Below are 22,676 nucleotides of genomic sequence, written 5' to 3'. Positions count from 1 at the left end.
TGACGCTGCGTCATAGCACGCCGGCCATTGGGGCACGGGGGACTATCCATGAAAAAGACCTATGAGAAGCCGACGCTGAACCGCCGCGAGACGCTTTCGGCCGTGACGGCCGCTGCCTGCACATCTTCGCAGCCCTGCGGATAAATTCGCTCCGAAACCCGCTGCTCGGGGGGCGGGGTTCTTCGGCATATCTCTTTACTGCCTTGCAAGGTTTCCAGCGCCGGCCCCTGTCGGCGCGCGACCTTGTGTGATCCTCGCTTGTGCCGGAGTTACCACAGGCGCCAGGCTTGAAGTCATGCTTTTGGCCCAAGCCGGCATTGACAATCCATGTGACGCTGCGTCATAGCACGCCGGCCATTGGGGCACGGGGGACTATCCATGAAAAAGACCTATGAGAAGCCGACGCTCAACCGTCGTGAGAAGCTGTCGAACGTGACGGCTATTGCTTGCCCATCCAACCAGACAAGCTGCTGATCGCTTTTCGGCTCGGAGTCCGCCCTTGCCGGGCGGGCTCTATCGCTGACCCGACAGGAGATTGGAATGACGGCGCGCCGCCTCTTGGGGCGGCGTAACGCGTTTATGCTTTGTCGAATGTGAGTGCAGCGCACGGCGCCTTCTATAGGCGGTCGGCGCTGCCCCTCACCTGCCTGCCGGCATCCTCTCCCCGTATAGGGACGGGGAGAGGGGGCTGTCGCTTCCGGCTTCGCCAATTGCCAGCAATGCGCAAAGAGAGCCGGCGCCGAAGCTGCTTCTTTCTCCCCGTCCCTTACGGGGAGAAATGTCCGGCAGGACAATGAGGGGCGGCGCCGTCCTCACTTATCCCCGCCCCACTCAGCCCCGCAGCGCCTGGTCCAGATCGGCGATCAGATCGTCGCCATCCTCGATGCCGGCCGACAGGCGCACCAGCGAATCGGAAATGCCGATCTCGGCGCGCTTCTCGGCGGGGATCGAGCCATGCGTCATCAGCGCCGGGTGCTCGATCAGGCTTTCGACGCCGCCCAGGCTTTCGGCCAGCGTGAACAATTGCGTGCGTTCGAGGAAGCGCTTGGTGCCGGTGAGGTCGCGGTCGAGCACGGCCGTGATCATGCCGCCGAAATCGTGCATCTGCTGCACGGCGACGGCGTGCTGGGGATGGCTGGCGAGGCCGGGATAGATGACGCGGCGCACGTCCCGGCGCGCTTCCAGCCACTGCGCGATCTTCAGCCCGTTGGTGGAGTGGCGCTCCATGCGCAACGCCAGCGTCTTGAGGCCGCGCAGCGCCAGGAAACTGTCGAACGGGCCCGAGATGGCGCCGACCGCGTTCTGCAGGAACTTCAGCTGGGCGGCGAGCTCCTTGTTGTCGCCGACGACAGCCACGCCGCCGACCATGTCAGAATGGCCGTTGAGATATTTCGTCGTCGAATGCACCACGATGTCGATGCCGAGCTCCAGCGGCCGCTGCAGATAGGGGCTGCAGAACGTGTTGTCGGCGACCGACAGCAGACCCTTGCGCCTGGCCAGCGCTGCCACGCCTTCGAGGTCGACGATACGCAGCAGCGGATTGGTCGGCGTCTCGACCCAGAGCATCCTCGTCTCGGGACGGATCGCCGCCTCCACCGCGGCAAGGTCGGTGAAGTCGACGAAGCTCACCTGCAGATTGGCCGAGCGCTTGCGCACCCGCTCTATCAGCCGGAAGGAGCCGCCATAAATGTCGTCCGTGGCCACGATATGCGCGCCGGAATCGAGCAGTTCCAGCACGGTGCCGATCGCCGCCAGGCCCGAGGCGAAGGCAAAGGCCTGGCTGCCGCTTTCGAGGTCGGCCACGGCGCGCTCGAAGGCGAAGCGGGTCGGGTTCTGGCTGCGGGCATATTCGAAGCCCTTGTGCACGCCGGGCGATTCCTGGGCGAAGGTCGAGGTGGCGTAGATCGGCACCATCACCGCCCCGGTCAGCGGGTCGTGGCTCTGGCCGCCATGGATGGTCCGCGTCGAGAAGGCCAGCCGGTTCTTTCCTGCGGTTGGAGTGTCGCTGGTCATCGGGCGCGCCTCAGATGGTTGATCAGGTCGATGCGGGTGATCAGGCCGACGAACTCGTCGCCGTCGAAGATGATGGCGACCTCGTTGCGGTCGAACACCGGCAGCAGCGCGTCCAGCGTCTGGTTCGCCTGCAGCGTATGCAGGCTGGAGGTCATCGCCGTGCGCACCGGTCCGTTGAAGCGCTCCCAGCGGCCCTCATAGGGGCCGTCGACCTTGGCCAGTATGTCGCTCTCGTCGACGATGCCGATCAGCTTGCCGTTCTCCAGCACCGGCAGCTGCGACACATCGGAGCGGCGCATGCGGCCATAGGCGTTGAGCAGGCTTTCATCCGGGCCGACATAGACCGTATCGCCCGTGCGGTGCGTGCGCATCACCAGGTCGCGCAGATCGCCATGCTGCTCGTGCTCGGCCAGGCCCTGCTCGGCCAGCCAGAAATCGTCGAACACTTTCGACAGGTATTTGTTGCCGCTGTCGCAGACGAAGGTGACGACCCGTTTCGGCACGGTCTGCTCGCGGCAATAGCGAAGCGCTGCCGACAGCAGCGTGCCCGAGGACGAGCCGGCCAGGATGCCTTCCTTTGACAAGAGGTCGCGCACCGCCAGCATGCTCTGCTTGTCGGGAATGGAATAGGCCTTCCTCACCAGCGACAGATCGGCATTGGGCGGCACGAAATCCTCGCCGATGCCTTCTACGGTCCAGCTGCCGGCCTCTTCCATCTTGCCGGTCTTGATCAGCGGCGCCAGCACCGAGCCGACCGGATCGGCCAGCACCATCTCGGTCTTCGGCGACACGCCGGCGAAATAGCGGCCAAGCCCGGTCAGCGTGCCGCCGGAGCCGACGCCGACCACCACCGCGTCGACATCGCCGTCGAGCTGCGCGAAGATTTCCGGCCCGGTCGTGGTTTCATGCGCCAGCGGATTGGCCGGATTGGCGAACTGGTTGGCATAGAAGGCGCCCGGGATCTCGGCGGCGAGCTTCTCGGCCATGTCCTGATAGTATTCGGCATGCCCCTTGCCGACATCGGAGCGCGTCATGCGCACTTCCGCGCCCAGCGCGCGCAGATGCTGGATCTTCTCGCGCGACATCTTGTCGGGCACCACCAGCACGATGCGGTAGCCCTTGGGAATGCCGACCTGGGCCAGGCCGAGACCGGTATTGCCCGCTGTCGCCTCGACGATGGTGCCGCCCGGCCGGAGCTTGCCTTCCTTCTCGGCCGCCGCGATCATGGACAGCGCGATGCGGTCCTTGATCGAGCCGCCGGGGTTCTGGCTCTCGAGCTTGATGAACAGCCGGCATTTGCCGGTGTCGAATCTGGTCAGCTCGACCACAGGCGTCTGGCCGATCAGGTCAAGAACCGACTTATAGGGCGGCCGCAGCCGCGACATCGCTCCATCCAAGGCAGCGCTGGCCGCCGGGGTGCTGTCTGCCGGGGCGCTGTCTGGCGCAGCGATCCTGTGCCCGCTCATATCGATGCTCCATGATCAAGCAGCCGCTTCGGACGCGACGGCAGCGTAGCCTCTTTTCCTGCCCTTTGCAGTCGGAAAGAAGATAGATCGTGCCAATCAACCGCCCAGACGAGGAATGAAATTCCGGTTGTCGAGGCAACAATACGCAAATCGGGACAGGACAGCGGGACAGCGCCCCCCTCTGGCCTGCCGGCCATCTCCCCCACAAGGAGGGAGATCGGATGGCGTCGAGGCCTTCGCCAATTGTCGTCGCCAACGAGAAGAGCGCCAAGAGTGAAGCTGCCAATCTCCCCACCCGTGGGGGAGATGGCCGGCAGGCCAGAGGGGGGCGCCGTAGAGCACCAACCTCGGCACAGCTACCCCAGCAGCCGCTTGCTCAGCCTGGCGCATTGGACGCGGATGTCGGGGATGGCGTCGATCTCGAAGAAGGTGCCGCGGGTCAGCGGGCCGACGGCGAGGATCTTGGCCGAGACGGTGCCGTCGCCCGCGATGATCTCGCAATCGTCGGTCACGTCGAGACCGATGCGCAGCGGGTCCGGCCGCGCCAGGCCGCGATCGACCAGCGAGCGCACCACGCTGTTCGACGAGACCGAGATGTCGCGGACGATGCCGCTGCAATCATAGATACGGGCAACGTCGAAGGTCTCGAGCCGCTGCGTATGGCGCGCTTGGACCTGCACGGTGAAGCCGTCGCCAGGTTCTATGCCGACGACGCGTCCGGCCACCAGGCGGATGCGGCCCGACGTTACGGCTTCAGTGACGCGGGCATGGACTTCCGGTGCCATGCGATGGCGGTGAATGTCCCACCAGGCCTTGGTATGCTCGACGAAGCGGCGCTTGGCGGAAGCCGGCCAGTTCTGCCAGATTTTCTGGTTGAACGGGCGCAGGCCATCGACCACGTCGCGCCAGTCGATGCCGGCCTTCTCGTTTTCGCGGATCAGGTCGCGAAACCAGCCGACGAAATAGGACAGCTGCGTCCCGAGCGGGATGTCGGCGACATCGAGCTTGATCGGCTTGCCCTTGCGGTGCGGCGAGGGCAGCAGGCCGCGCCGCGACACGGCTATGATCTCGCCTCGGTGGCCGCGCTGCTCCAGCGCCAGGAACGCATCGACCATGCTGAGGCCGGTGCCCAGCACCATGACGCGGCTGTCCGGGGCCAGCGCCGTATCGGCTTCCGAGCCCATCCGGATTGCGTGTCCCTGCGCCGGTTCCTCGTCATGGCCGGTCGCCAGCACGGCAAGGCGGGCGACGACGCTGGTGCCGTTGGCGAGCGCCACGTCGACGCCCGACGGCGTCGGCGTGATCGATAGGCTCTCCTCGCGGATCAGGCGCAGTCGCCCGGTCTCCCGTTCGCGCGCCTCGAGATCGTCCAGCAACTCCTTGAGATAGCGCGCATAGACGCTGCGCGGCGCATAGACCGGCGCCTGTTCGGGCGTCGCCAGGCCGCGCTCCAGCAGCCAGCGCCAGAAATTCCCGGGATCGTCGGCATAGGCGCTCATGACCGACGCGTTGACATTCAACACATGCGCCGACAGCAGCGTCGAATAGGCCATGCCCTGGCCGAAATGCGGCCTCCTTTCGATCAGCGTCACGCGAAGATCGGGACTGGGCGATTTCAGGAGGTGCGCGGCCAGCACGACGCCGCTGGCGCCGCCGCCGACGATGATGATCGAATTGGCGCGTGCGGTGGTCATGCGCGAACCGGCTCTGGACGACGCGCCAAGGGTCAGGCCTGGGCCTTCACCGCGACTGCGTCGCGGGCGATCATGGTGCCGTGGTGGTCGCGCATGGTCGAATCCAATTCTCTAATGTCCATAAGATTACTAGACATAGACTCGAATACGCGGGGCCGGTTGTCAATTCCCCAGTTGTTCGACGCCAAGCAGGGCTACCCTTCGCGGAAAAAAAGCCTGCGTGGCTACCGCGCCAGGTCCGCGACAACGGCGTCGAGCACGATCATGCCGGCCGGCGTGGCGCGCAGCCGGGCGTTGCCGATGGGCGCCACCAGGCCTTCGCCCTGCAGCATCGACAGCCGTGTGCTGGACAGGCCACGCCCGGAAAAGGCTTCGTAGCGGGAGAGGTCGATGCCCTCGGCCAGCCGCAGCCCCATCAGCAGGAATTCGTCGGCCTCTTCCGAGCGCGTCAGGATCTCGCCGCCGGTAATGCCGTGCCCCTTGGCCTCGACCAGATTGGCCCAGGTTTCGGGCATCCGCTCGGCGATCGTCACCGTGCGGCGGCCATTCTCGATGAAGCGGCCATGCGCGCCGGGGCCGACGCCGACATATTCGCCGTAGCGCCAGTAGGTCAGATTGTGCTGGCTCTCGGCGCCAGGCCTGGCATGGTTGGAAATCTCATAGGCAGGCAGGCCATGCGCCATGGTGATCTCCTGCGTCAGCGCATAGAGATCGGCGGCGTGGTCATTGTCGGGGATGATGAATTTTTTCGCCGCATGCAGCGCATGGAACGGCGTGCCTTCCTCGATGGTCAGCTGGTAGAGCGACAGATGATCGGCGGCATGGCCGATCGCCTGTTCGAGCTCGGCCTGCCAGGCTTCCGGAGTCTGGCCGGGCCGCGCGTAGATCAGGTCGAAGGACAGGCGGGGGAATATCTCCCGCGCCAAGCCGATCGCGTGCAGGGCTTCATCGACAGTGTGCAAGCGGCCGAGGAAGCGCAAATCCCTATCGTTCAGCGCCTGCACGCCGAGCGACACGCGGTTGACGCCGGCAGCGCGGTAGCCGCGAAAGCGCTCGGCCTCGACCGAGGACGGGTTGGCCTCGAGCGTCACCTCGATGCCATCAGGCACGGTCCAGTTCCTGGCGACCGCGTCGAGCACCCTGGCAACCGTCTCCGGCTTCATCAGCGACGGCGTGCCGCCGCCAAGGAAAATGCTGGTCACCTCGCGCGGTCCGGTGCGTTGGCGCATCGTCGCCAGCTCCGTCTCGAAGGCGGCGGCAAAGCGTTCCTGATCGACCGGCTGGTGGCGGACATGGCTGTTGAAGTCGCAATAGGGGCACTTGGCCGCGCAGAACGGCCAATGCACATAGACGCCGAAGCCGGGCGCCCGGTCGAGCAGCATGCTCATGCCGGTCCTGGCGCGGCAAGCCGCGCCTCGGCGAATTTCTGGAAGGCGCGGGCGCGATGCGACAGCGCCGTCGGCTGGCCGGGCTTCCAGCCATGCTTCTCCTGCGCCGTCATCTCGCCGAAAGTCTTCTCATGGCCATCGGGCAGGAATACCGGATCATAGCCGAAGCCGAGCTCGCCCCGCGGTGGCCAGACCAGCGTGCCTTCGACCTCGCCGCGATAATATTCGGCCTCGCCGTCGGGGAAAGCGAGACAGATGACGGCGACGAAGCGGCCCTTGCGCTGCTCCGGCGACGCGGCGCGGACCGCCTGCAGCGCCACTTCCGTGCGCTGCATGGCCATGGCGAAATCGCGAGCCCCTTCGGGCGTTTCGGCCCAGTTGGCGGTGTAGACGCCGGGTGCGCCGTCAAGCGCGTCGACGCACAGGCCCGAATCGTCCGACAGCGCCGGCAGGCCGGTGGCGCGCGCGGCGGCCAGCGCCTTGATATAAGCGTTCTCCTCGAAGGTGGTGCCGGTCTCGTCAGGCTCCGGCAGGCCATAGTCCTTGGCCGATTTCGCTTCGAAGCCGAACGGACCCATCAGCTCGGCGAATTCGCGCAGCTTGCCTTCATTGTGGCTGGCGACGACGATCTTCCTGCCATCCAGACTATGCATCAAAGCCCCCAGATTCTCGGCTCGGCGAACTCGATCGAATTGCCCGACGGGTCGCGTATATAGATCGAACCACCGCCCTGCGGCCATTCGAATTCGCTTTCGATGGCGATCTTCTTTGCGTCGAGATGTGATTTCCAGCCGACGAGTTCGTCGGCGGTCGCCGCAAAGCACAGATGGCCTTCGCCGACAGTGCCATGTGGCGGCACTTTCAGCCGGGCATCCGGCGCCGGCGGCACCCTGGTGGCTTCGGCGTTGAAGAGGAGCAGCACGCCGGCGCCGCAGCGGAAGAAGAGATGCCGGCCTTCGACCTTGGTGAGCAGGCTGAGGCCGATTATGTCGGTGTAGAAGGCTTCGGCGGCGTCAAGGTCGGTGACGTAAAGGGCCGATTCCAGGATGGCGGAAGGCATCACGAGGCGCCCCCCTCTGCCCTGCCGGCCATCTCCCCCGCAAGGGGGGAGATTGGCAGCGTCGAGGTCGGCTCATGGCTTCCAACGCTGGTGATTGGCGAAACTCGCGAACACAGCTGATCTCCCCCCTTGCGGGGGAGATGCCCGGCAGGGCAGAGGGGGGCGCTCAAGCTCGGCATTTAATCCCTACGCCACCGCCATCTGCTGCAAGCTGACCAGCCTTTGGATCCCCTTCCTGGCCAGGCCCATCAGCTCCCCGAATTGTTCCTCGGAAAAAGGCTCGCCCTCGGCGGTGCCCTGGATTTCCACGATGCCGCCCTTGCCGGTCATGACGAAATTGGCGTCGGTGCCGGCAGACGAATCCTCGACATAGTCGAGGTCGATGACGGGCTGGCCGTCATGGATGCCGCAGGAAATGGCCGCGACGTGGTCCTTCAGCACCTTGGCGACGCTGGCCATCTGCCTGGCTTCCATCCAGCGCAGGCAGTCATACAGCGCCACCCAGCCGCCGGTGATCGAGGCGGTGCGGGTGCCGCCATCGGCCTGGATGACGTCGCAGTCGACGGTGATCTGCTGTTCGCCCAGCGCCTGCAGGTCGACCACGGCGCGCAGCGAGCGGCCGATGAGGCGCTGGATCTCCAGCGTGCGGCCGCCCTGCTTGCCGGCGGAGGCCTCGCGGCGCATCCGGTCCCCCGTCGAGCGCGGCAGCATGCCGTATTCCGCCGTCACCCAGCCCTTGCCGGAATTGCGCATCCAGCCCGGCACCTTCTCCTCGAGGCTCGCCGTGCACAGCACATGCGTGTCGCCGAACTTCACCAGGCATGAGCCTTCGGCGTGCTTGGAGACGCCGCGCTCGAAGGAGATGGCGCGCATTTCGTCGAATTGGCGTTTGGAGGGGCGCATTCAGGCTTCTTTCCCGTGAATTTGAAATCTTGGCCGGCTTGTAGCCGCATGGGCCGCATGGCGCAAAGGAAAAGGGCCCGGTCATCCGGCCACGCACCGGGGATCGACCCGGACAATGGCGATCGGCGACTTGCGCCGGGCAATTGGACACAGACCCCGGGCCATCCGTGGCAGACCGGGTTGCGCGCGCCGTTGCGAAGTCTATATCCTCGGGCTGGAGGTTTGGCGCGCATGACCAAAGCAGTCGTAGAACCCGGTTTGCTCTCGCCCGCGCTGCAATCGCTGGATATGCGCTCGCGCGACATCTTCCGGCGCATCGTCGATTCCTATTTGAAGGACGGCGAACCGGTCGGCTCGCGCAGCCTGTCGCGTATTCTTCCCTCCTCGCTGTCGCCGGCCACCATCCGCAACGTGATGAGCGACCTCGAACATCTCGGCCTGATCTACGCGCCGCACATCTCGGCCGGGCGGCTGCCGACGCAGGCCGGCCTGCGCTTCTTCGTCGATGCGTTCATGGAGCTCGGCGACCTATCGGACGAGGAACGCCGCACCATCGAGGCGCAGGTGCGCGCCTCCGGCTCGGGCGCGACGCTGGAACACATGCTGACCGAGGCCAGCCAGATGCTGTCGGGGATGTCGCGCGGCGCGGGCCTGGTGCTCGCGGCCAAGAACGAAGTGGCGCTCAAGCACATCGAATTCATCCAGCTGGAGCCGACCAAGGCGCTGGCGGTGCTGGTGTCGCAAAATGGGGACGTCGAAAACCGGGTCGTCGACCTGCCGTCCGGCATCACCGTCTCGCAATTGCACGAGGCCTCGAACTTCCTCAACGCACATATTCGCGGCCGCACGCTGGCCGAGGCGCGGTCCGAGATCGCCCGCATCAAGGAAGAGACCAGGGCCGCCCTCGACACGCTTTCGCAGGATCTGGTCGAGAAGGGGCTGGCGGTCTGGGCCGGCGCCGACAGCGGCCTCCCGGCGCGGCTCATCGTGCGCGGCCGCGCCAATCTGCTGGAAAACGTCACCGCCCAGGCCGACATCGAACTGCTGCGCCATCTGTTCGAGGACATGGAGACGCAGGATGGGCTGATCCAATTGCTCGACCTTGCCGAGCAGGGCTCGGGCGTGCGCATCTTCATCGGCTCGGAAAACAAGCTGTTCTCGCTGTCCGGTTCGTCCCTGGTGGTCGCGCCCTACCGCGACAAGGACGCCCGCGTCGTCGGCGCGCTCGGCGTCATCGGCCCGACCCGGCTCAACTATGCCCGCATCGTGCCGATGGTCGACTACACGGCGCAGCTTATCTCGCGCATGCTGAGATAGGTCGCGGGAACGGCAGGGAGAAAAACAATGGCGCTCGAGGAATTCAAGGCCCAGATCAGCCTGTTGCTGGAGGAGATGGTCAACCAGCCCGAAGACGTGCGCGAAGTGCAGGAGCAGCTGCGCGAAAAGCTGCGCGAGATGCGCGCCATGGGACTTCCGCTGCCGGACGACCTGGTCGAATTGGAAAGTCGCCTGGACAGCGATCTCGACCCCACCGATGCCTGAACGGCCGTAGGTCGAGCCAGCGTGCGGGCGGAACGATCCTGGTCGCCCGCCGTTCCTCCGGCCGTGGCCGAATGTGGATTGCGGTCGCACGCTGGAGGACGTCCATGATACGCTTTGCCTCTCTGGCCGCCGTCCCCGTCAGTCTTGTCATTGCCGGTTGCGCCTTCGCGGCCGATCAGCCGGCGCTGAAAGGCGCGGCCGCCTTTGGCGATTGGCGCGCCGACAAGCCCGGTGTGCGTCGCCTGATACGGCCGGAGGATCTGCCGAAGCCCTATGTCACCCAGTCCGCTTCGAACGGCGCCGGCCTTGCCGACATGCCGGCCGGCGCGAAGCCGCACTTGCCACCTGGATTTTCCGCCGAGTTGATCGCTTCTGGCATCGCCAATCCGCGCGTAGTTCGCATCGCGCCGAATGGCGATCTGTTCGTCGCCGACAGCGACGCCAATCAGATCCGCGTCTACCGGCTTGCAAAGGGCGGCGCCAAGCCGGTCGAGGACGGTATCTTTGCCGGCGATCTCAACCAGCCCTATGGCATTGCCTTCTATCCTCCGGGCAATGATCCGCAATGGGTCTATGTCGCCAACAGCGACAGCGTCGTGCGCTACGCCTATCGTGAGGGTGCCCTGAGGGCCTACGGGGCTCCGGAGACCGTCATCGAAAACATCCCATCCAATCATCACTGGACCCGGGACATAGTTTTTTCGCCCGACGGCAAGACGCTCTTCCTTTCGGTCGGCTCGGGATCGAACGTCGCCGAGGATATGGACAAGGAGCCTGAAGGCGGTATCGAGGCCTGGGCCTCGTCAAAGCCGCTTGGCGCCACATGGGGCTCGGAAGACGGCCGTGCCGACGTCCTGGCCTTCGATCCGGATGGCAAGAACGGCCGCATCCTCGCCACGGGCCTGCGCAACTGTTCCGGCATGACCGTCCAGCCGGTGACTGGCGCCCTATGGTGCGTCGTCAACGAGCGCGACGCGCTCGGCGACAATGTACCGTCGGAATATGCGACGACGGTCAAGGAAGGCGCGTTCTATGGCTGGCCCTGGTATTACGTGGGCAACAATGAGGATCCGCGTCACAAGGGCGAGCGTCCCGATTTGGCGGGCAAGGCTACCATTCCCGACGTGCTGATGCAGGCGCATTCAGCGCCGCTCGGCATCGCCTTCTATGACAGGGATCTGCCCGGCGGTTCCGGTTTCCCGCTGGAGTACCGCGGCGACGCTTTCGTAACCCTGCACGGGTCATGGAATCGTGGCAACAGGACCGGCTACAAGGTCGTTCGTCTGCTGTTCAGGGATGGCAAGCCGACCGGCGAGTATGAGGATTTCATCACCGGCTTCGTCATCTCCAAGGGCGAGGTGTGGGGCCGGCCGGTCGGCGTGGCGGTGGCGAGCGACGGCGCGCTGATCCTGACCGAGGACGGCAACGGCACCATTTGGCGCGTGACCTATGATGGCGACCGCTCCTGAGGGCCACTGTGTGCCGTGACGAAGCGCACGACCGGATCTTCCGAGAGTCGGAGAAATAAGCGCACTCGGCAAAAACATTCCGGCTACAGGCTTTCTGCGAAATGCTTTTCCGGGCGAGACCCGATTCAGACACGGGCCCCACTCGGATATTTTGCCTCGACGGTCTATGTTGCCGCGCCGAAAGTCTTATCCTGCCGAAATGACTGCCTGAAATTCTCCATCTGCCTGAGATCCTGGGAGCGAAACCAATGAACCAGTCTGACACTTCCGGCCGCGTGCCCGGCCGCGGCCGCATCTACCAGTCGATAACCGACACGATCGGCGACACGCCGCTGGTCCGGCTCGACAAATTCGCCAAGGAAAAGGGCATCGTTGCCAATCTCATCGCCAAGCTTGAATTCTTCAATCCGATCGCCTCGGTCAAGGATCGCATTGGCGTCGCGATGATCGAAGCGCTGGAAGCGGCCGGCAAGATCTCGCCCGGCACGACCACGCTGGTCGAACCGACATCCGGCAACACCGGCATCGCGCTTGCATTTGCCGCCGCGGCCAAGGGCTACAAGCTGATCCTGACCATGCCCGAGACGATGTCGATCGAGCGCCGCAAGATGCTGGCCCTGCTCGGCGCCGAACTGGTGCTGACGGAAGGGCCGAAAGGCATGAAGGGCGCCATCGCCAAGGCCGACGAACTGGCCGCGACCATCCCCAACGCCATCATCCCGCAGCAGTTCGAGAACCCGGCCAATCCCGAGATCCACCGCACGACGACCGCCGAGGAGATCTGGAACGACACCCATGGCGAGGTCGACATCTTCGTCGCCGGCATCGGCACCGGCGGCACCATCACCGGCGTCGGCCAGGTGCTGAAGCAGCGCAAGCCCTCGCTGCATGTCGTCGCCGTCGAGCCGGAAGCCTCGCCGGTGCTGTCGGGCGGCCAGCCCGGCCCGCACAAGATCCAGGGCATCGGCGCCGGCTTCGCGCCGAAGATCCTCGACACCACGATCTATGACGAGATCGTCAAGGTCTCGAACGAGGAGTCCGTCGCCAATGCGCGCCTTGTCGCGCGCCTCGAAGGCGTCCCGGTCGGCATCTCGTCGGGTGCCGCCCTGCAGGCGGCCATCGTCGTCGGCTCGCGTCCGGAGAACAAGGGCAAGAACCTTGTCGTGATCATACCCTCCTTCGCCGAACGCTATCTCTCCACCATCCTGTTCGAGGGGCTGGGGGCGTAGGCTCCACACCTCATAGATTGGCCTCGGCCTCCTCTCATGGTCGTCATCCCAGGGCGAAGCTCCGTCGCCGAGACCCTGGGATCCATTCCATGACGCTGGCCGAGGAATGCCAGGCTCCAGAATGCTTGTCTTCCGTTGCCGGGTCTTCTCGGAATCAACGGAGCCGCTGGTCTTCAAGCCACTATCTGCAAGGTTGTGACGCATAGGCGTCACGGAATGGATTCCAGGGTCTGCGCGCGTCGCTTCGCTCCATGCTCCGCCCTGGAATGACGAAGGTGGCGTGCTTACCCTGGCCCGCTGAAAAATCCGCCCGTGGCGGCTGCCGCCGGCTTGAGAAGCGCACGGCTTCCGGTTCATATCCTGTCGGCCCGCAGTCCGGGCTGGGGGAGAATGCCATGTACAAGCTCTACACCCGTCCGGGCAGCGGCGGCTTTGTCGTCGAGGCGGCACTAGCGCTGGCGAACGCGCCCTTCGAGCAGATCGACGTGCCGAAAACCGACCGGCCCGACCCGGCCTTCCTAGACATCAGTCCGCTGAACCAGGTGCCGGTGCTGACCTTACCGGATGGACGCTCGATGACTGAGTCGGCTGCGATCTGCATCCTGCTCGCCGAGCGTCATCCCGAAGCCGGCCTGGCGCCGGCAGCCGGCGCGCCGGCCCGCGCCGAGTTCCTGCGCTGGATGGCCTTTATGTCGTCGGCACTCTATCCGGCGGTGCTGCGTTTCTACTACGCGAACCGCTATACATCAGACCCCGACGGCACGAAGGCGGTCAAGCAGGCGGCAATTGCCGAGATGGATCTCGGCTTTGCCGTTCTCGAAACCGCTCTGGAAGGTCGTGACTGGCTGGTCGGCGAGACGATGTCGCTGGCCGACATCTACCTCGTCATGCTGATCGCCTGGCATCCAGACATCGACAAGGCGCGTACGACCTGGCCGAACGTGGAAAGGCTGCGGGCCCGGTTGCGCGACCACAAACTGATGAAGGAACTCAACACGACCCACGAGATGTGGCCGATCTGACGGGAGATCAATTTCGCAGTGCGGCGCGTTTTCCCTGCAGGAAGCGTCGCACCGCCGGATCGCGTTCGAGGCCGATCGCTCGCTCATAGGCGTCGCTTGCCAGCTGGACCTGACCCAGCCTGGCAAGCAGGCCCGCCCGGGCTGCCCAGTAAGGCTGGTAATCATCAAGCCGCTTGTCGTCACCAAGCACGTAAAGCGCCGCCAGGCCCGCCGCGGCACCCTCTCCTTCGGCAATCGCCACCGCTCGGTTGATGGCCACCACCGGCGATGCCACGATCGAAAGCAGGGCGTCGTAGAGCATGCGGAGCGCCGCCCAGTCGGTGCGCCCCGTCCGCCGTCGTGCCGCATGGGCGGATTGGACGGCTGCCTCGAGTTGGTAGCGGCCGACGATTCCCTTGGTCGCGGCGTGGCCGAGCAAGGCTTCCGCCTCGTCGATCAATACGTGATCCCAGAGCGCGCAATCCTGTTCGGCCAGCGGCACATAATCTCCGGCCGCATCGCGCCGCGCGGCGCGGCGCGCTTCGGCAAACAGCATCAGCGACAGCAGGCCGAGCGCCTCCGCTTCATCGGGCAGCAGCGAAGCCACCAGCCGGCCGAGCCAGATGCCTTCGGTCGCGAGATTGCGACGCCGCGTCTCGGTGCCCGCCGGGTCGGACCAGCCTTCCGCGAACGTCGCGTAGATGGCTCCCAGCACCGCGTCCAGCCGCTCGCCGAGTTCGCTCCGCTCCGGTACGCGGAACGGAATGCCGGTTTCACGGATACGGGTCTTGGCGCGCACCAGTCGCTGACCCATCGTTGCCGGTGAGACCAGGAAGGCGGATGCGATCGTCGCCGCGTCGAAGCCCAGCACCGTCTGAAGGATCAACGGTGCCCGCACGCCAGGGTCGATCGCCGGATGGGCGCAGGCGAACATCAGCCGCAGCCTTTCGTCGGGCAGGTCTTCGTCGGTCACACGCGCCTCCGCCTCCTCGGCCAGCAGCTTGAGGTGCTCGCGGCCGGCCTCGCCGGTCAGCCGCCCCCGGACCGCGTCGACGTTTCGCCGCCGCGCCACCGCCAGCAGCCAGGCCTCCGGCTTGTCAGGCACGCCGGTTCGCGGCCAGTTTTCGAGCGCCGCGGCAAAGGCGTCTGCCAGCGCATCCTCGGCAGCGGCCACGTCGCGGGACCGGGCGGAGAGATAAGCGATCAGCTTGCCGTAGCTTTGCCGGGCGGCCGCCTCGGCCGCCGCCCGGGCCGCTTCCGGATCATCGCTCATCACGCGGCGGTGTAGTTTGTCATGTATTCCGCCATCGGCCAGATCGGCCGCACTTCCATCGTGCCCGCGCTCGCGCCGGGACAGCGCGAGGCCCAGGAAATCGCCGCGTCCATGTCCGGCACATCGATCATATAGTAGCCGCCAAGCTGTTCCTTGGTGTCGGCGTAGGGGCCGTCGAGAACATTGGTCTTGCCGTCAGCCACCCGTACGGAGGTTGCCACCGAGGTCGGCCTCAATCGCTCGCCACCGACGAACACGCCGGCTTGCTTCATCGCCTCGGTGTAGGCGCTGTAGGCGGCGCTCATCCGGACGGCCGCCTCCTTGGGGGCTGCCGCCATTGCGGCTTCGTTGGAATAGATAAGAAGCAGATACTGCATGATCATCTCCCGTGGTTGCAGGGCCGCATCGTAGTGGGCCGACCCTAAGTCGCGCGGCCATGTCCCATTTCGACAGGCTGGCAAAAACTTTCCGCTCCGATGTCGTCTGGCGCAAGCGCCCTTCTGTTTCTGTGCAACTCAACCGTTCGTCTAATGGGTTGAATTGCGGGTTGGCATTTCCGGCTCGCTGTCTAAACTCGCGCAGGCTCGTATCGGGGAGGGCGGCGCGAGCCTCGGCATTTCACGGGAGGAAACCGGATGTTCCATTTCAGAACCAAGTTTGTTGCAGCCGCTGCGATGGCGCTTTCATTGGGCGCCGGCGTCGTTTCTGTCGGTGCGCAGGAATTCATCAATGTGCTGACCGGCGGCACTTCGGGCGTCTACTATCCGCTTGGCGTGGCGCTGTCGGAAATCTACGGCAAGGGCATCACGGGCGCCCGCACCCAGGTGCAGGCTACCAAGGCCTCGGTCGAGAACCTCAATTTGCTGCAGCAGGGCAAGGGCGAGATCGCCTTTGCACTCGGCGATTCAGTCAAGCTGGCCGCCGAGGGCAACGCCGAGGCCGGATATCCAGGCAAGCTCGACAAGCTGCGCGGTATTGCCGCCATCTATCCCAACTACATACAGATTGTCGCCAGCCAGGAATCCGGCATCAAGACCCTGGCCGATCTCAAGGGCAAGAGCCTGTCGGTGGGCGCACCGGCCTCGGGCACGGAACTCAACGCGCGCGCCATATTCGCGGCCGCCGGACTGAAATACGAGGACCTCGGCCGGGTCGAATATCTGCCCTTCGCCGAATCGGTCGAGTTGATCAAGAACCGGCAGCTCGACGCCACGCTGCAATCGGCCGGGCTCGGCGTCGCCTCCATCCGCGACCTCGCAACCTCGCTGCCGATCAACGTCGTTGCCGTGCCGGCCGAGGACGTCGCCAAGATCGGCTCGCCCTATCTCTCCGTGCTTATTCCCAAGGGCACCTATGAGGGGCAGACCGAGGATGTCGCCACGGCCGCCGTCGGCAATTTCCTTATCACCCGCGCGGATGTCTCCGACGAGACCGCCTACCAGATGACCAAGCTGCTGTTCGAGCATCTCGACCAGCTTGCCGCTGCCCATGCGGCCGCGAAGGCGATCGACCCGGCAAAGGCGCTCGACGGCATGCCGGTGCCGCTGCACCCGGGCGCCGAGCGTTACTACAAGGAGAAGGGACTGTTGAAGTAGCTCGGCAAGTCGACATGTCTTCGCCAGCGCCTCGCGCTACACTTCGCTTGTTTTGAGGAAACCATCGGATGAGCGAAATGGTCGGCGGCAAAGCAGCGACCTCGGATGTTCTCGTCGCCGAAGAGCAGGTGGAAGGGCTGCCGCCCGGCTTCGGCGACGGCACCGCCGGCAAGGCCGCCTTTGCCATAGCCGTCGCCTTTTCCGCCTTCCAGATCTACGTCGCCGCCTATGGCAGTATTCCGAGCCAGGTGGTGCGGGCGATGCATGTCGGGTTCCTGCTGCTGCTCGGCTTCGGCCTGATCGCCAATTTGCGCGCCAAGAGCGTCCCAGCCAAGGTCGCGTTCTGGGTGCTGGGTATGCTTGGCTTCGGCACCGGCCTCTACAATTGGGTGTTCTATACAGACCTGATCCGGCGCTCCGGCTTCCTGACCACGCCGGACCTGGCCGTTGGCACTGTATTGGTGGTGCTGGTTTTCGAGGCAGCCAGGCGGTTGATGGGGCTGCCACTCGCCCTCATCGCCTTCATCTTCCTGGCCTACTGCTTCGTCGGCAACCATCTGCCGCCGCCCTTCATCCATCGCGGCTATGATTTCGCCCAGCTGGTCGACACCTTCGCCTATGGCACCGAGGGCATCTACGGCACGCCGATCTATGTCTCGGCCGCCTACATCTTCATCTTCGTCGTCTTCGCCGCCTTTCTCGAACGCGCCGGCATGATCGCCCTGTTCAACGATTTCGCGCTAGGGCTTGTCGGCACCTGGCGGGGCGGCCCGGCGCAGGTCTGCGTGCTGTCGTCGGCCTTGATGGGAACGATTTCAGGGTCCGGCGTCGCCAATGTCGTGGCCAGCGGCCAGTTCACCATCCCCCTGATGAAGCGCTTCGGCTTCCGCTCAGCCTTCGCCGGTGCTGTCGAGGCGACCTCTTCAATGGGCGGTCAGATCATGCCGCCGGTGATGGGGGCGGTCGCGTTCATCATGGCGGAGACGCTGAACATTCCCTACGCCGACGTGGTCAAGGCCGCGATCATCCCGGCCCTGCTCTATTTCGGCGCCTGCTTCTGGCAGGTGCACCTTGAGGCCGGCAAGGCGGGCCTGCGCGGCATGGCAAAGGCGGATCTGCCCAATCCGTGGGACGCCGTCAGGCAACATTGGCCGCTGGTGCTGCCGCTCGCCGCGCTGATCTATCTGCTGTTCGCCGGCTATACGCCGATCTTCGCAGGCACTATGGGCCTGGCGCTGACCATCGTGCTCATCCTCGGTACGCCGCTGGCGGCTTCGATCGGCCCGCTTGCCTTCCGCGTCGTCTTCTGGCTGGCGCTCGGGCTGGCCGCCGCCTCGTTCATGAAATTCGGCGTCAACGTCCTCGGCCTCGTCATCGCGGCACTCGTCGCCGCCTGTTTCACGTTCAAGGGTGGCCGCGAGACGCTGCGAATATGTGTAGACTCGCTCGCCGAAGGGGCGAAGAACGCGCTCCCGGTCGGCATCGCCTGCGCCATCGTCGGCATCGTCATCGGCACGCTGACGCTGACCGGTATCGCCTCGACCTTCATCGGCTGGATCATCTCGATCGGCGCCGACAATCTGTTCCTGTCGCTGGTGCTGACCATGCTGACCTGCCTGGTGCTGGGCATGGGCATACCCACCATCCCCAACTACATCATAACCTCGTCGCTGGCCGGGCCGGCGCTGCTGTCGCTTGGCGTGCCGCTGGTGGTCAGCCATATGTTCGTTTTCTATTTCGGCATCATGGCCGATCTGACGCCGCCGGTGGCGCTGGCCGCCTTCGCGGCCGCACCCATGGCCAAGGAGAGTGGCCTGAAGATCGGCATCCAGGCGACCAAGCTCGCCATTGCCGGTTTCGTCGTGCCGTTCATGGCGGTCTACACGCCGGCGCTGATGCTGCAGGATGGCGGACCGATCGCGGCCCAGTTCGGCTATCCCGTGGAGGTGGCCTATATCGTCGCCAAGGCGTGCATGGGCATCGTGCTGTGGGGGGCGGCCGCTGTCGGCTTCCTCGCCCGCCGCATGGCATGGTGGGAACGGCTCGTCGCCTTCGCCGGCGGCGTGCTGCTGGTCGCCGCCGTGCCGCTGACCGACGAAGCCGGCTGGGCCGTGTCCCTCGTCTGGATCGGCTGGCACTGCTGGCGGGGGCGCCAGCAACCCGCCAGGGCATGACCGAGAAAGGCCGGGTCCGAGACAAGCAATTCATTTGTCCGGAGATCATTTCCAAGCAAGGAGGTCATACAGCATGAGCCTGTGCATCCTGGCCGCCGGCAAGACGGTAACGCTGTCCGTTGCTGCCTTCACCCTGTCCTGGACGCATTCGGTGGAACGGAGCCGCTGGCAGGAAGACTGGAAAGTGATGCCGTCCGGCCTGCAAGTGGTCGAGGCTCGCATCAAGGGTTCCGGCGCGGGCATGGAGCCGCCGGTAGGGGCGGTGCTGCGAGACGGTTGGTGGGTCTATGCGCCCAGCGTCGGTCCGCAGCGTCGTGTCGTGCTCGCGGCTTCCGGGGCGACAGGCGAGGGTTGGACGTTGTGCTCGGTTCAGGGCTGCCGAGAACTTGGCGCCGAGGCGGGCGGTACGATCGCGCTGGAAGCTTGCGATCCTGCCGGCGTCAGCCAGCCGCGATAACGCACGATCAGGCCGGTGAGCGGGTGCGAAATCTCGACATGGAAGCGGAAGCGGCCATCCTCTACCGTTTCGAATGATGTCGAGCGGGGGCAAAACCACATCGGTAGGGGCAGGCCGAGAAGAGTCCAGCCGCGCAGGAACAGCGACAGCTTGCCTGGCTCGGCGACCAGAGCCATGGCAAAGGTCAGCGGCCCGAAGCGCTCGCAAAGCAGACGTTCGAAACGGCCTCGCCCGGCGAACTGACGGCTTGAAAACTCATGTCCGCCGAATGTCCGTGTCCAGATCTCTTGGCCGTTGCATGCGTCGAAGCGGACACCGACCGGGATGTCGGCGTTCGCTTGGGGGAAGCCGACCAGCCATGCCGCCAGCCGCCCGATTATGTTGGGACCACGCTCGACGCTTGCGCGACCTTCCGCCGTCTTGGTGTGCTCGTGCATGTCGCGGATTTCATCGGGCAGGCCCTGCCAGGCGCAGCCGAGCAGCATCGCATAGAGAGGCTTGTTTGCATCGGCGCCGCTGTCGTCGCGAAACCCGAAATGGATCGTCTTGTCGGCAAACAAGGCTTCGTAATCGGACAGTTCGAGATCGCGCACCGCGGCTCGAGCCCCCGGCGGCGGGAGTTGGCCGTCGAGCGCTTTGCGCACCAACGCCTCGACCGCCATGGATGGGATCAGCGGTCCGTCATCACCCTCGGCCAGCAGGTGCCATGAGCGTTTGAGCGGAGCGCCCGCCGCGCCGATGCCGGCCACTTCAACGAACATGCCGCCGCGATGCTCGCCCCAGCGCAGCCGGTTGGTCGCCCAGTGCATCAGGGAAGCCAGCGGCGATAGCGACCGAACAAGTCCGACGCGCACCAGCCAGGCAAGGCCGATCAAGCCACGATGCAGAATTTCGGGCACCGGTCCGGCGCCCATCCATATGGTTTTGGCTCGTGGCCACAACTCCTCGAGCCCGTGCAGATCCGGCACGTCGACGAGGGAAAACAGGGTGCGGCGCAGCGGCAGACGGCCCGGCGGCGCGATGGTGTAGTGCATCTGTTCGGTCAATGGATGGGCTGTCGCGGCGCCCCCGTTGCGCCGCAACGCCACCGGCTGGCCGGCATAACCCGCTATGGCGCGGATGACATTTTCGCCGACGCCGGCGTAGGGCGATGGTGCGATGCCGCCGGTGATCGCATCGACCCGCGCCATGCCGCTCGACAGCCGGCGCACCACAGCCGCCGTCAGCACCGGAAAGCTGGAGACGCCCGACAGGACGTAAAGCCCGGCCTGTTTGGCCGCCTCGTCGAAATCCTGCACGCCGGCGACGAAGCCAGACCCATCGGCGAGATCGAGGTAGTTGATGCCGAGCCCTAGGCAGGCCTCGATCAGCCGGTAGCGGCCCTCGCCATAGGCCTGGAACGGGCCGCTCGCATCGACCAGCGTATCGGGGCGCAGCAACGCCAGCTGCGCCCCGAGGTTGCCGTCGCGATCGAATGCGGCCGGCAGCAATCGCGCCGTGACAGCGCCACGTCTTGCGCACCAGCTTTCGGCTTTCGGCAGGGAGCGGCCCGCGACGATCATTGTCAGCCGGGGCTCATTCTCGAGCAGCTGGACGATGCGCCCGCCAAATGTGCCGTAGCCGCCGACAATGAGCAGCTTCATCGTCTTCCCCCGGAGCCGGGCTTAGCCAAGGAACCGTCCCCTCACCTCGACGGAAGGCAGGGCGCAGCTATCCTTCCTGCCGAACAGGGCGTACCGGTTCTCGGCGACGCGACGGTAGAGCCAGTCGCGAAGGGGACGGGGCAGCAGCAACAGCAGCCTTGCCGCCCGCCAGGGCCAGCCAAGTTCGGTCATGACGGCTATGAAACCGTCGAGCTGCGTGAAGGCAACGCCGCCAACCAGGACGAGACTGGTTTCATAGCTATCGGTCCGCAGCCCATGCTTCTTGAACAGCGCGTCGCCGAATGGCGATTGCGCCGTGGCGAAGCGAAAGCGGCTGTGGCGGTCTAACCTGATCACCATGCGCACGAAGCCCGAGCACAGCACGCAGACGCCGTCGAAGACGATCAGCGGTTGGCTGGCATCAAGGGGATCAGGTCGGCTTGATCGGCTGGTGGGCAGAGATGATTTGCGAAGGTCGGTCACGCGGGCCCCGGCTGCTCGTGTCCCCAGACACTACGCCAGAGACACTATGCCAGAAATACTACGCGGACCGGAGATGGGATCAAAGGCTCGGCGATGTCGCACGCCGCCTGTCGGCAAGAGCGGAACGCTCTTCGCGAAAAGCGGTGGCGCGGGACTCTGCGGCCGGTCTGCAGATCCTGCTGTTGTGGCGGCTCTCGAAGCTCATGCTCAATGCGCGCTGATGCCCAGCGAATTGCCGCGGCGGGCGCAGGCCGGACCCGGACCGCGCATATAGTAGCGCTCAGGCCGATAGGTGGGCGAGACGAATTCGCGGATGGCGGCGGCATAGCCGATGATGTGCGTGAGGAAGTTCATTCTGGCAGTCCCTGTCCCGATCTTCGGATGTCCCTTCCGAATTGCGAGCATCGTAGTCTGGAGGCGTGAATAGTCGGTGAACGCGGTGTTAATCTTCGGGCGAAAATGCCCTGCTTCGTGGCCGGAATGCGGCTGTTTCGGGGTCTTTCCGTGCTATCGGGCTTCATTGGGCCTGATGTGACTTTTGCAACACATATGTTTCGTTTGGATGTCGCCGGTGCGCGGATCTGTTTCGCGTTCTGGAGGCGCGGCGAAATTTCCTTTCCGCTTGGCGAAACACAGGAACCCCCGGCGGCAAAGCACGTTGCCCATCCGAGCCTGGAGGTGACCGCATGGCGGCCGCCCTGTAGCCACGCTCATCAAACCGAACGGCAAGAGCAATGGAAAGGCTAGAACCATGGGTTTCTTTTCGAAGGACATCAAGACGCTGGATGACCTCTTCGTGCACACGCTGCGCGACATCTACTACGCCGAAAAACAGATCGAGAAGGCGCTGCCTAAAATGATCGTGAAGGCAACCGATCCTCAGTTGAAAGCCGGATTCGAGAAGCATCTCGTGCAGACCCGGGGCCATATCGAGCGCGTCGAGGAAGTGTTCGAGCTGCACGGCGTCAAGGCCAAGGAAGTCACCTGCCCGGCCATCGACGGCATTATCGAGGAGGCCGATGAAGTCAGCGGCGACGTCGACGACAAGCAGGTGCTGGATGCCGCGCTGATCGCATCGGCGCAGGCGGTGGAGCATTACGAGATGACGCGTTACGGCACGCTGATCGCCTGGGCCAAGCAGCTTGGGCGCAGCGATTGCGCAAGCGTGCTGGCGAAGAATCTCGAGGAGGAGAAAGCCACCGATCAGGAGCTCACCAAGATGGCGGAGAGCAAGATCAATCTTCAGGCCGCCGAATAAGCAATCTGACAGGCGCGAGGCCGGCATA

21 protein-coding genes are annotated in these 22,676 nt (G+C 65.0%); 9 read left to right on the top strand and 12 right to left on the bottom strand.

The features are described from left to right. Window positions 1–831: 831 nt before the first annotated feature. The 7 genes from LB513_RS19850 to rph form a co-directional block, all read right to left on the bottom strand. On the bottom strand, window positions 832–2,013 hold the full coding sequence (locus LB513_RS19850) for a trans-sulfuration enzyme family protein (RefSeq protein ID WP_224665206.1): 1,182 nt from the start codon (window positions 2,011–2,013) through the stop codon (window positions 832–834). Continuing rightward, on the bottom strand, window positions 2,010–3,479 hold the full coding sequence (locus LB513_RS19845) for a pyridoxal-phosphate dependent enzyme (RefSeq protein WP_224665205.1): 1,470 nt from the start codon (window positions 3,477–3,479) through the stop codon (window positions 2,010–2,012). Before LB513_RS19845 ends, LB513_RS19850 begins: the two co-directional genes overlap by 4 nt. A gap of 356 nt (window positions 3,480–3,835) precedes the next feature. Beyond that, window positions 3,836–5,173: an FAD/NAD(P)-binding protein gene (locus LB513_RS19840; RefSeq protein ID WP_224665204.1), complete on the bottom strand. Its 1,338-nt coding sequence runs from the start codon at window positions 5,171–5,173 to the stop codon at window positions 3,836–3,838. A gap of 224 nt (window positions 5,174–5,397) precedes the next feature. Beyond that, window positions 5,398–6,561 carry a radical SAM family heme chaperone HemW gene (hemW, locus tag LB513_RS19835; protein ID WP_224665203.1) on the bottom strand — a complete coding sequence of 388 codons (1,164 nt, stop codon included), beginning with the start codon at window positions 6,559–6,561 and terminating at the stop codon, window positions 5,398–5,400. Then, window positions 6,558–7,214, bottom strand: a complete 657-nt coding sequence (gene rdgB, locus LB513_RS19830; protein ID WP_224665202.1) for an RdgB/HAM1 family non-canonical purine NTP pyrophosphatase — start codon at window positions 7,212–7,214, stop codon at window positions 6,558–6,560. The genes hemW and rdgB overlap by 4 nt, the downstream gene beginning before the upstream one ends. Then, window positions 7,214–7,624: a VOC family protein gene (locus tag LB513_RS19825; RefSeq protein ID WP_224665201.1), complete on the bottom strand. Its 411-nt coding sequence runs from the start codon at window positions 7,622–7,624 to the stop codon at window positions 7,214–7,216. The genes rdgB and LB513_RS19825 overlap by 1 nt, the downstream gene beginning before the upstream one ends. A 183-nt stretch (window positions 7,625–7,807) precedes the next feature. Next, window positions 7,808–8,524, bottom strand: coding sequence for a ribonuclease PH (rph, locus tag LB513_RS19820; RefSeq protein WP_224665200.1), 717 nt, complete (start codon window positions 8,522–8,524; stop codon window positions 7,808–7,810). A gap of 231 nt (window positions 8,525–8,755) precedes the next feature. Between rph and hrcA the strand changes: the two genes are divergently transcribed. The 5 genes from hrcA (at window position 8,756) to LB513_RS19795 (ending at window position 13,786) form a co-directional block, all read left to right on the top strand. Further along, window positions 8,756–9,841: a heat-inducible transcriptional repressor HrcA gene (gene hrcA / locus LB513_RS19815; protein WP_224665199.1), complete on the top strand. Its 1,086-nt coding sequence runs from the start codon at window positions 8,756–8,758 to the stop codon at window positions 9,839–9,841. Between the two features lie 27 nt (window positions 9,842–9,868). Further along, window positions 9,869–10,066, top strand: coding sequence for a hypothetical protein (locus tag LB513_RS19810; RefSeq protein WP_224665198.1), 198 nt, complete (start codon window positions 9,869–9,871; stop codon window positions 10,064–10,066). Between the two features lie 104 nt (window positions 10,067–10,170). Further along, window positions 10,171–11,535, top strand: coding sequence for a PQQ-dependent sugar dehydrogenase (locus LB513_RS19805; protein WP_224665197.1), 1,365 nt, complete (start codon window positions 10,171–10,173; stop codon window positions 11,533–11,535). A gap of 248 nt (window positions 11,536–11,783) precedes the next feature. Next, on the top strand, window positions 11,784–12,764 hold the full coding sequence (gene cysK / locus LB513_RS19800; RefSeq protein ID WP_224665196.1) for a cysteine synthase A: 981 nt from the start codon (window positions 11,784–11,786) through the stop codon (window positions 12,762–12,764). Between the two features lie 395 nt (window positions 12,765–13,159). Beyond that, window positions 13,160–13,786, top strand: a complete 627-nt coding sequence (locus LB513_RS19795) for a glutathione S-transferase family protein (RefSeq protein WP_224665195.1) — start codon at window positions 13,160–13,162, stop codon at window positions 13,784–13,786. Between the two features lie 7 nt (window positions 13,787–13,793). Here LB513_RS19795 and LB513_RS19790 read toward each other — a convergent pair whose 3' ends face one another. Together LB513_RS19790 and LB513_RS19785 are read right to left on the bottom strand one after the other, a co-directional pair. Continuing rightward, a complete protein-coding gene (locus LB513_RS19790; RefSeq protein WP_224665194.1) occupies window positions 13,794–15,038 on the bottom strand; it encodes an RNA polymerase sigma factor in 1,245 nt (414 codons plus the stop codon). Beyond that, complete coding sequence (locus LB513_RS19785; RefSeq protein WP_224665193.1) at window positions 15,038–15,415, bottom strand: YciI family protein; 378 nt, start codon at window positions 15,413–15,415, stop codon at window positions 15,038–15,040. The genes LB513_RS19790 and LB513_RS19785 overlap by 1 nt, the downstream gene beginning before the upstream one ends. Before the next feature lie 258 nt (window positions 15,416–15,673). On the opposite strand from LB513_RS19785, the gene LB513_RS19780 reads away from it, so the two are divergent. The 3 genes from LB513_RS19780 to LB513_RS19770 all read left to right on the top strand — a co-directional run bounded on the left by LB513_RS19780 (window position 15,674) and on the right by LB513_RS19770 (window position 19,264). Further along, entirely contained in the window at window positions 15,674–16,633 is a 960-nt protein-coding gene (locus LB513_RS19780) for a TAXI family TRAP transporter solute-binding subunit (RefSeq protein ID WP_224665192.1), read from the top strand. A gap of 68 nt (window positions 16,634–16,701) precedes the next feature. Next, complete coding sequence (locus LB513_RS19775) at window positions 16,702–18,807, top strand: TRAP transporter permease (protein WP_224665191.1); 2,106 nt, start codon at window positions 16,702–16,704, stop codon at window positions 18,805–18,807. 73 nt (window positions 18,808–18,880) lie between these two features. Then, complete coding sequence (locus LB513_RS19770) at window positions 18,881–19,264, top strand: DUF1850 domain-containing protein (protein ID WP_224665190.1); 384 nt, start codon at window positions 18,881–18,883, stop codon at window positions 19,262–19,264. Here the strand turns inward: LB513_RS19770 and LB513_RS19765 are convergent. From LB513_RS19765 to LB513_RS19755, 3 genes are all read right to left on the bottom strand, one after another. After that, the gene (locus LB513_RS19765; protein ID WP_224665189.1) at window positions 19,177–20,907 is read right to left on the bottom strand and encodes a DUF4166 domain-containing protein; all 1,731 of its coding nucleotides are present in this window, start codon (window positions 20,905–20,907) and stop codon (window positions 19,177–19,179) included. The genes LB513_RS19770 and LB513_RS19765 overlap by 88 nt on opposite strands. A gap of 21 nt (window positions 20,908–20,928) precedes the next feature. Continuing rightward, window positions 20,929–21,390 carry a thiol-disulfide oxidoreductase DCC family protein gene (locus LB513_RS19760; RefSeq protein ID WP_224665188.1) on the bottom strand — a complete coding sequence of 154 codons (462 nt, stop codon included), beginning with the start codon at window positions 21,388–21,390 and terminating at the stop codon, window positions 20,929–20,931. Between the two features lie 207 nt (window positions 21,391–21,597). Beyond that, window positions 21,598–21,744, bottom strand: coding sequence for a hypothetical protein (locus tag LB513_RS19755; RefSeq protein ID WP_224665187.1), 147 nt, complete (start codon window positions 21,742–21,744; stop codon window positions 21,598–21,600). 397 nt (window positions 21,745–22,141) lie between these two features. On the opposite strand from LB513_RS19755, the gene LB513_RS19750 reads away from it, so the two are divergent. Further along, window positions 22,142–22,648: a ferritin-like domain-containing protein gene (locus tag LB513_RS19750; protein WP_224665186.1), complete on the top strand. Its 507-nt coding sequence runs from the start codon at window positions 22,142–22,144 to the stop codon at window positions 22,646–22,648. Window positions 22,649–22,676: the final 28 nt, after the last annotated feature.

Origin of the sequence: Mesorhizobium sp. ES1-1 (genome assembly GCF_020164785.1) — a bacterium.
Lineage (GTDB): Bacteria > Pseudomonadota > Alphaproteobacteria > Rhizobiales > Rhizobiaceae > Mesorhizobium.
The sequence above is the reverse complement of the archived record's forward strand: the minus strand, read 5'-3'. Positions and strand labels throughout refer to the sequence as shown.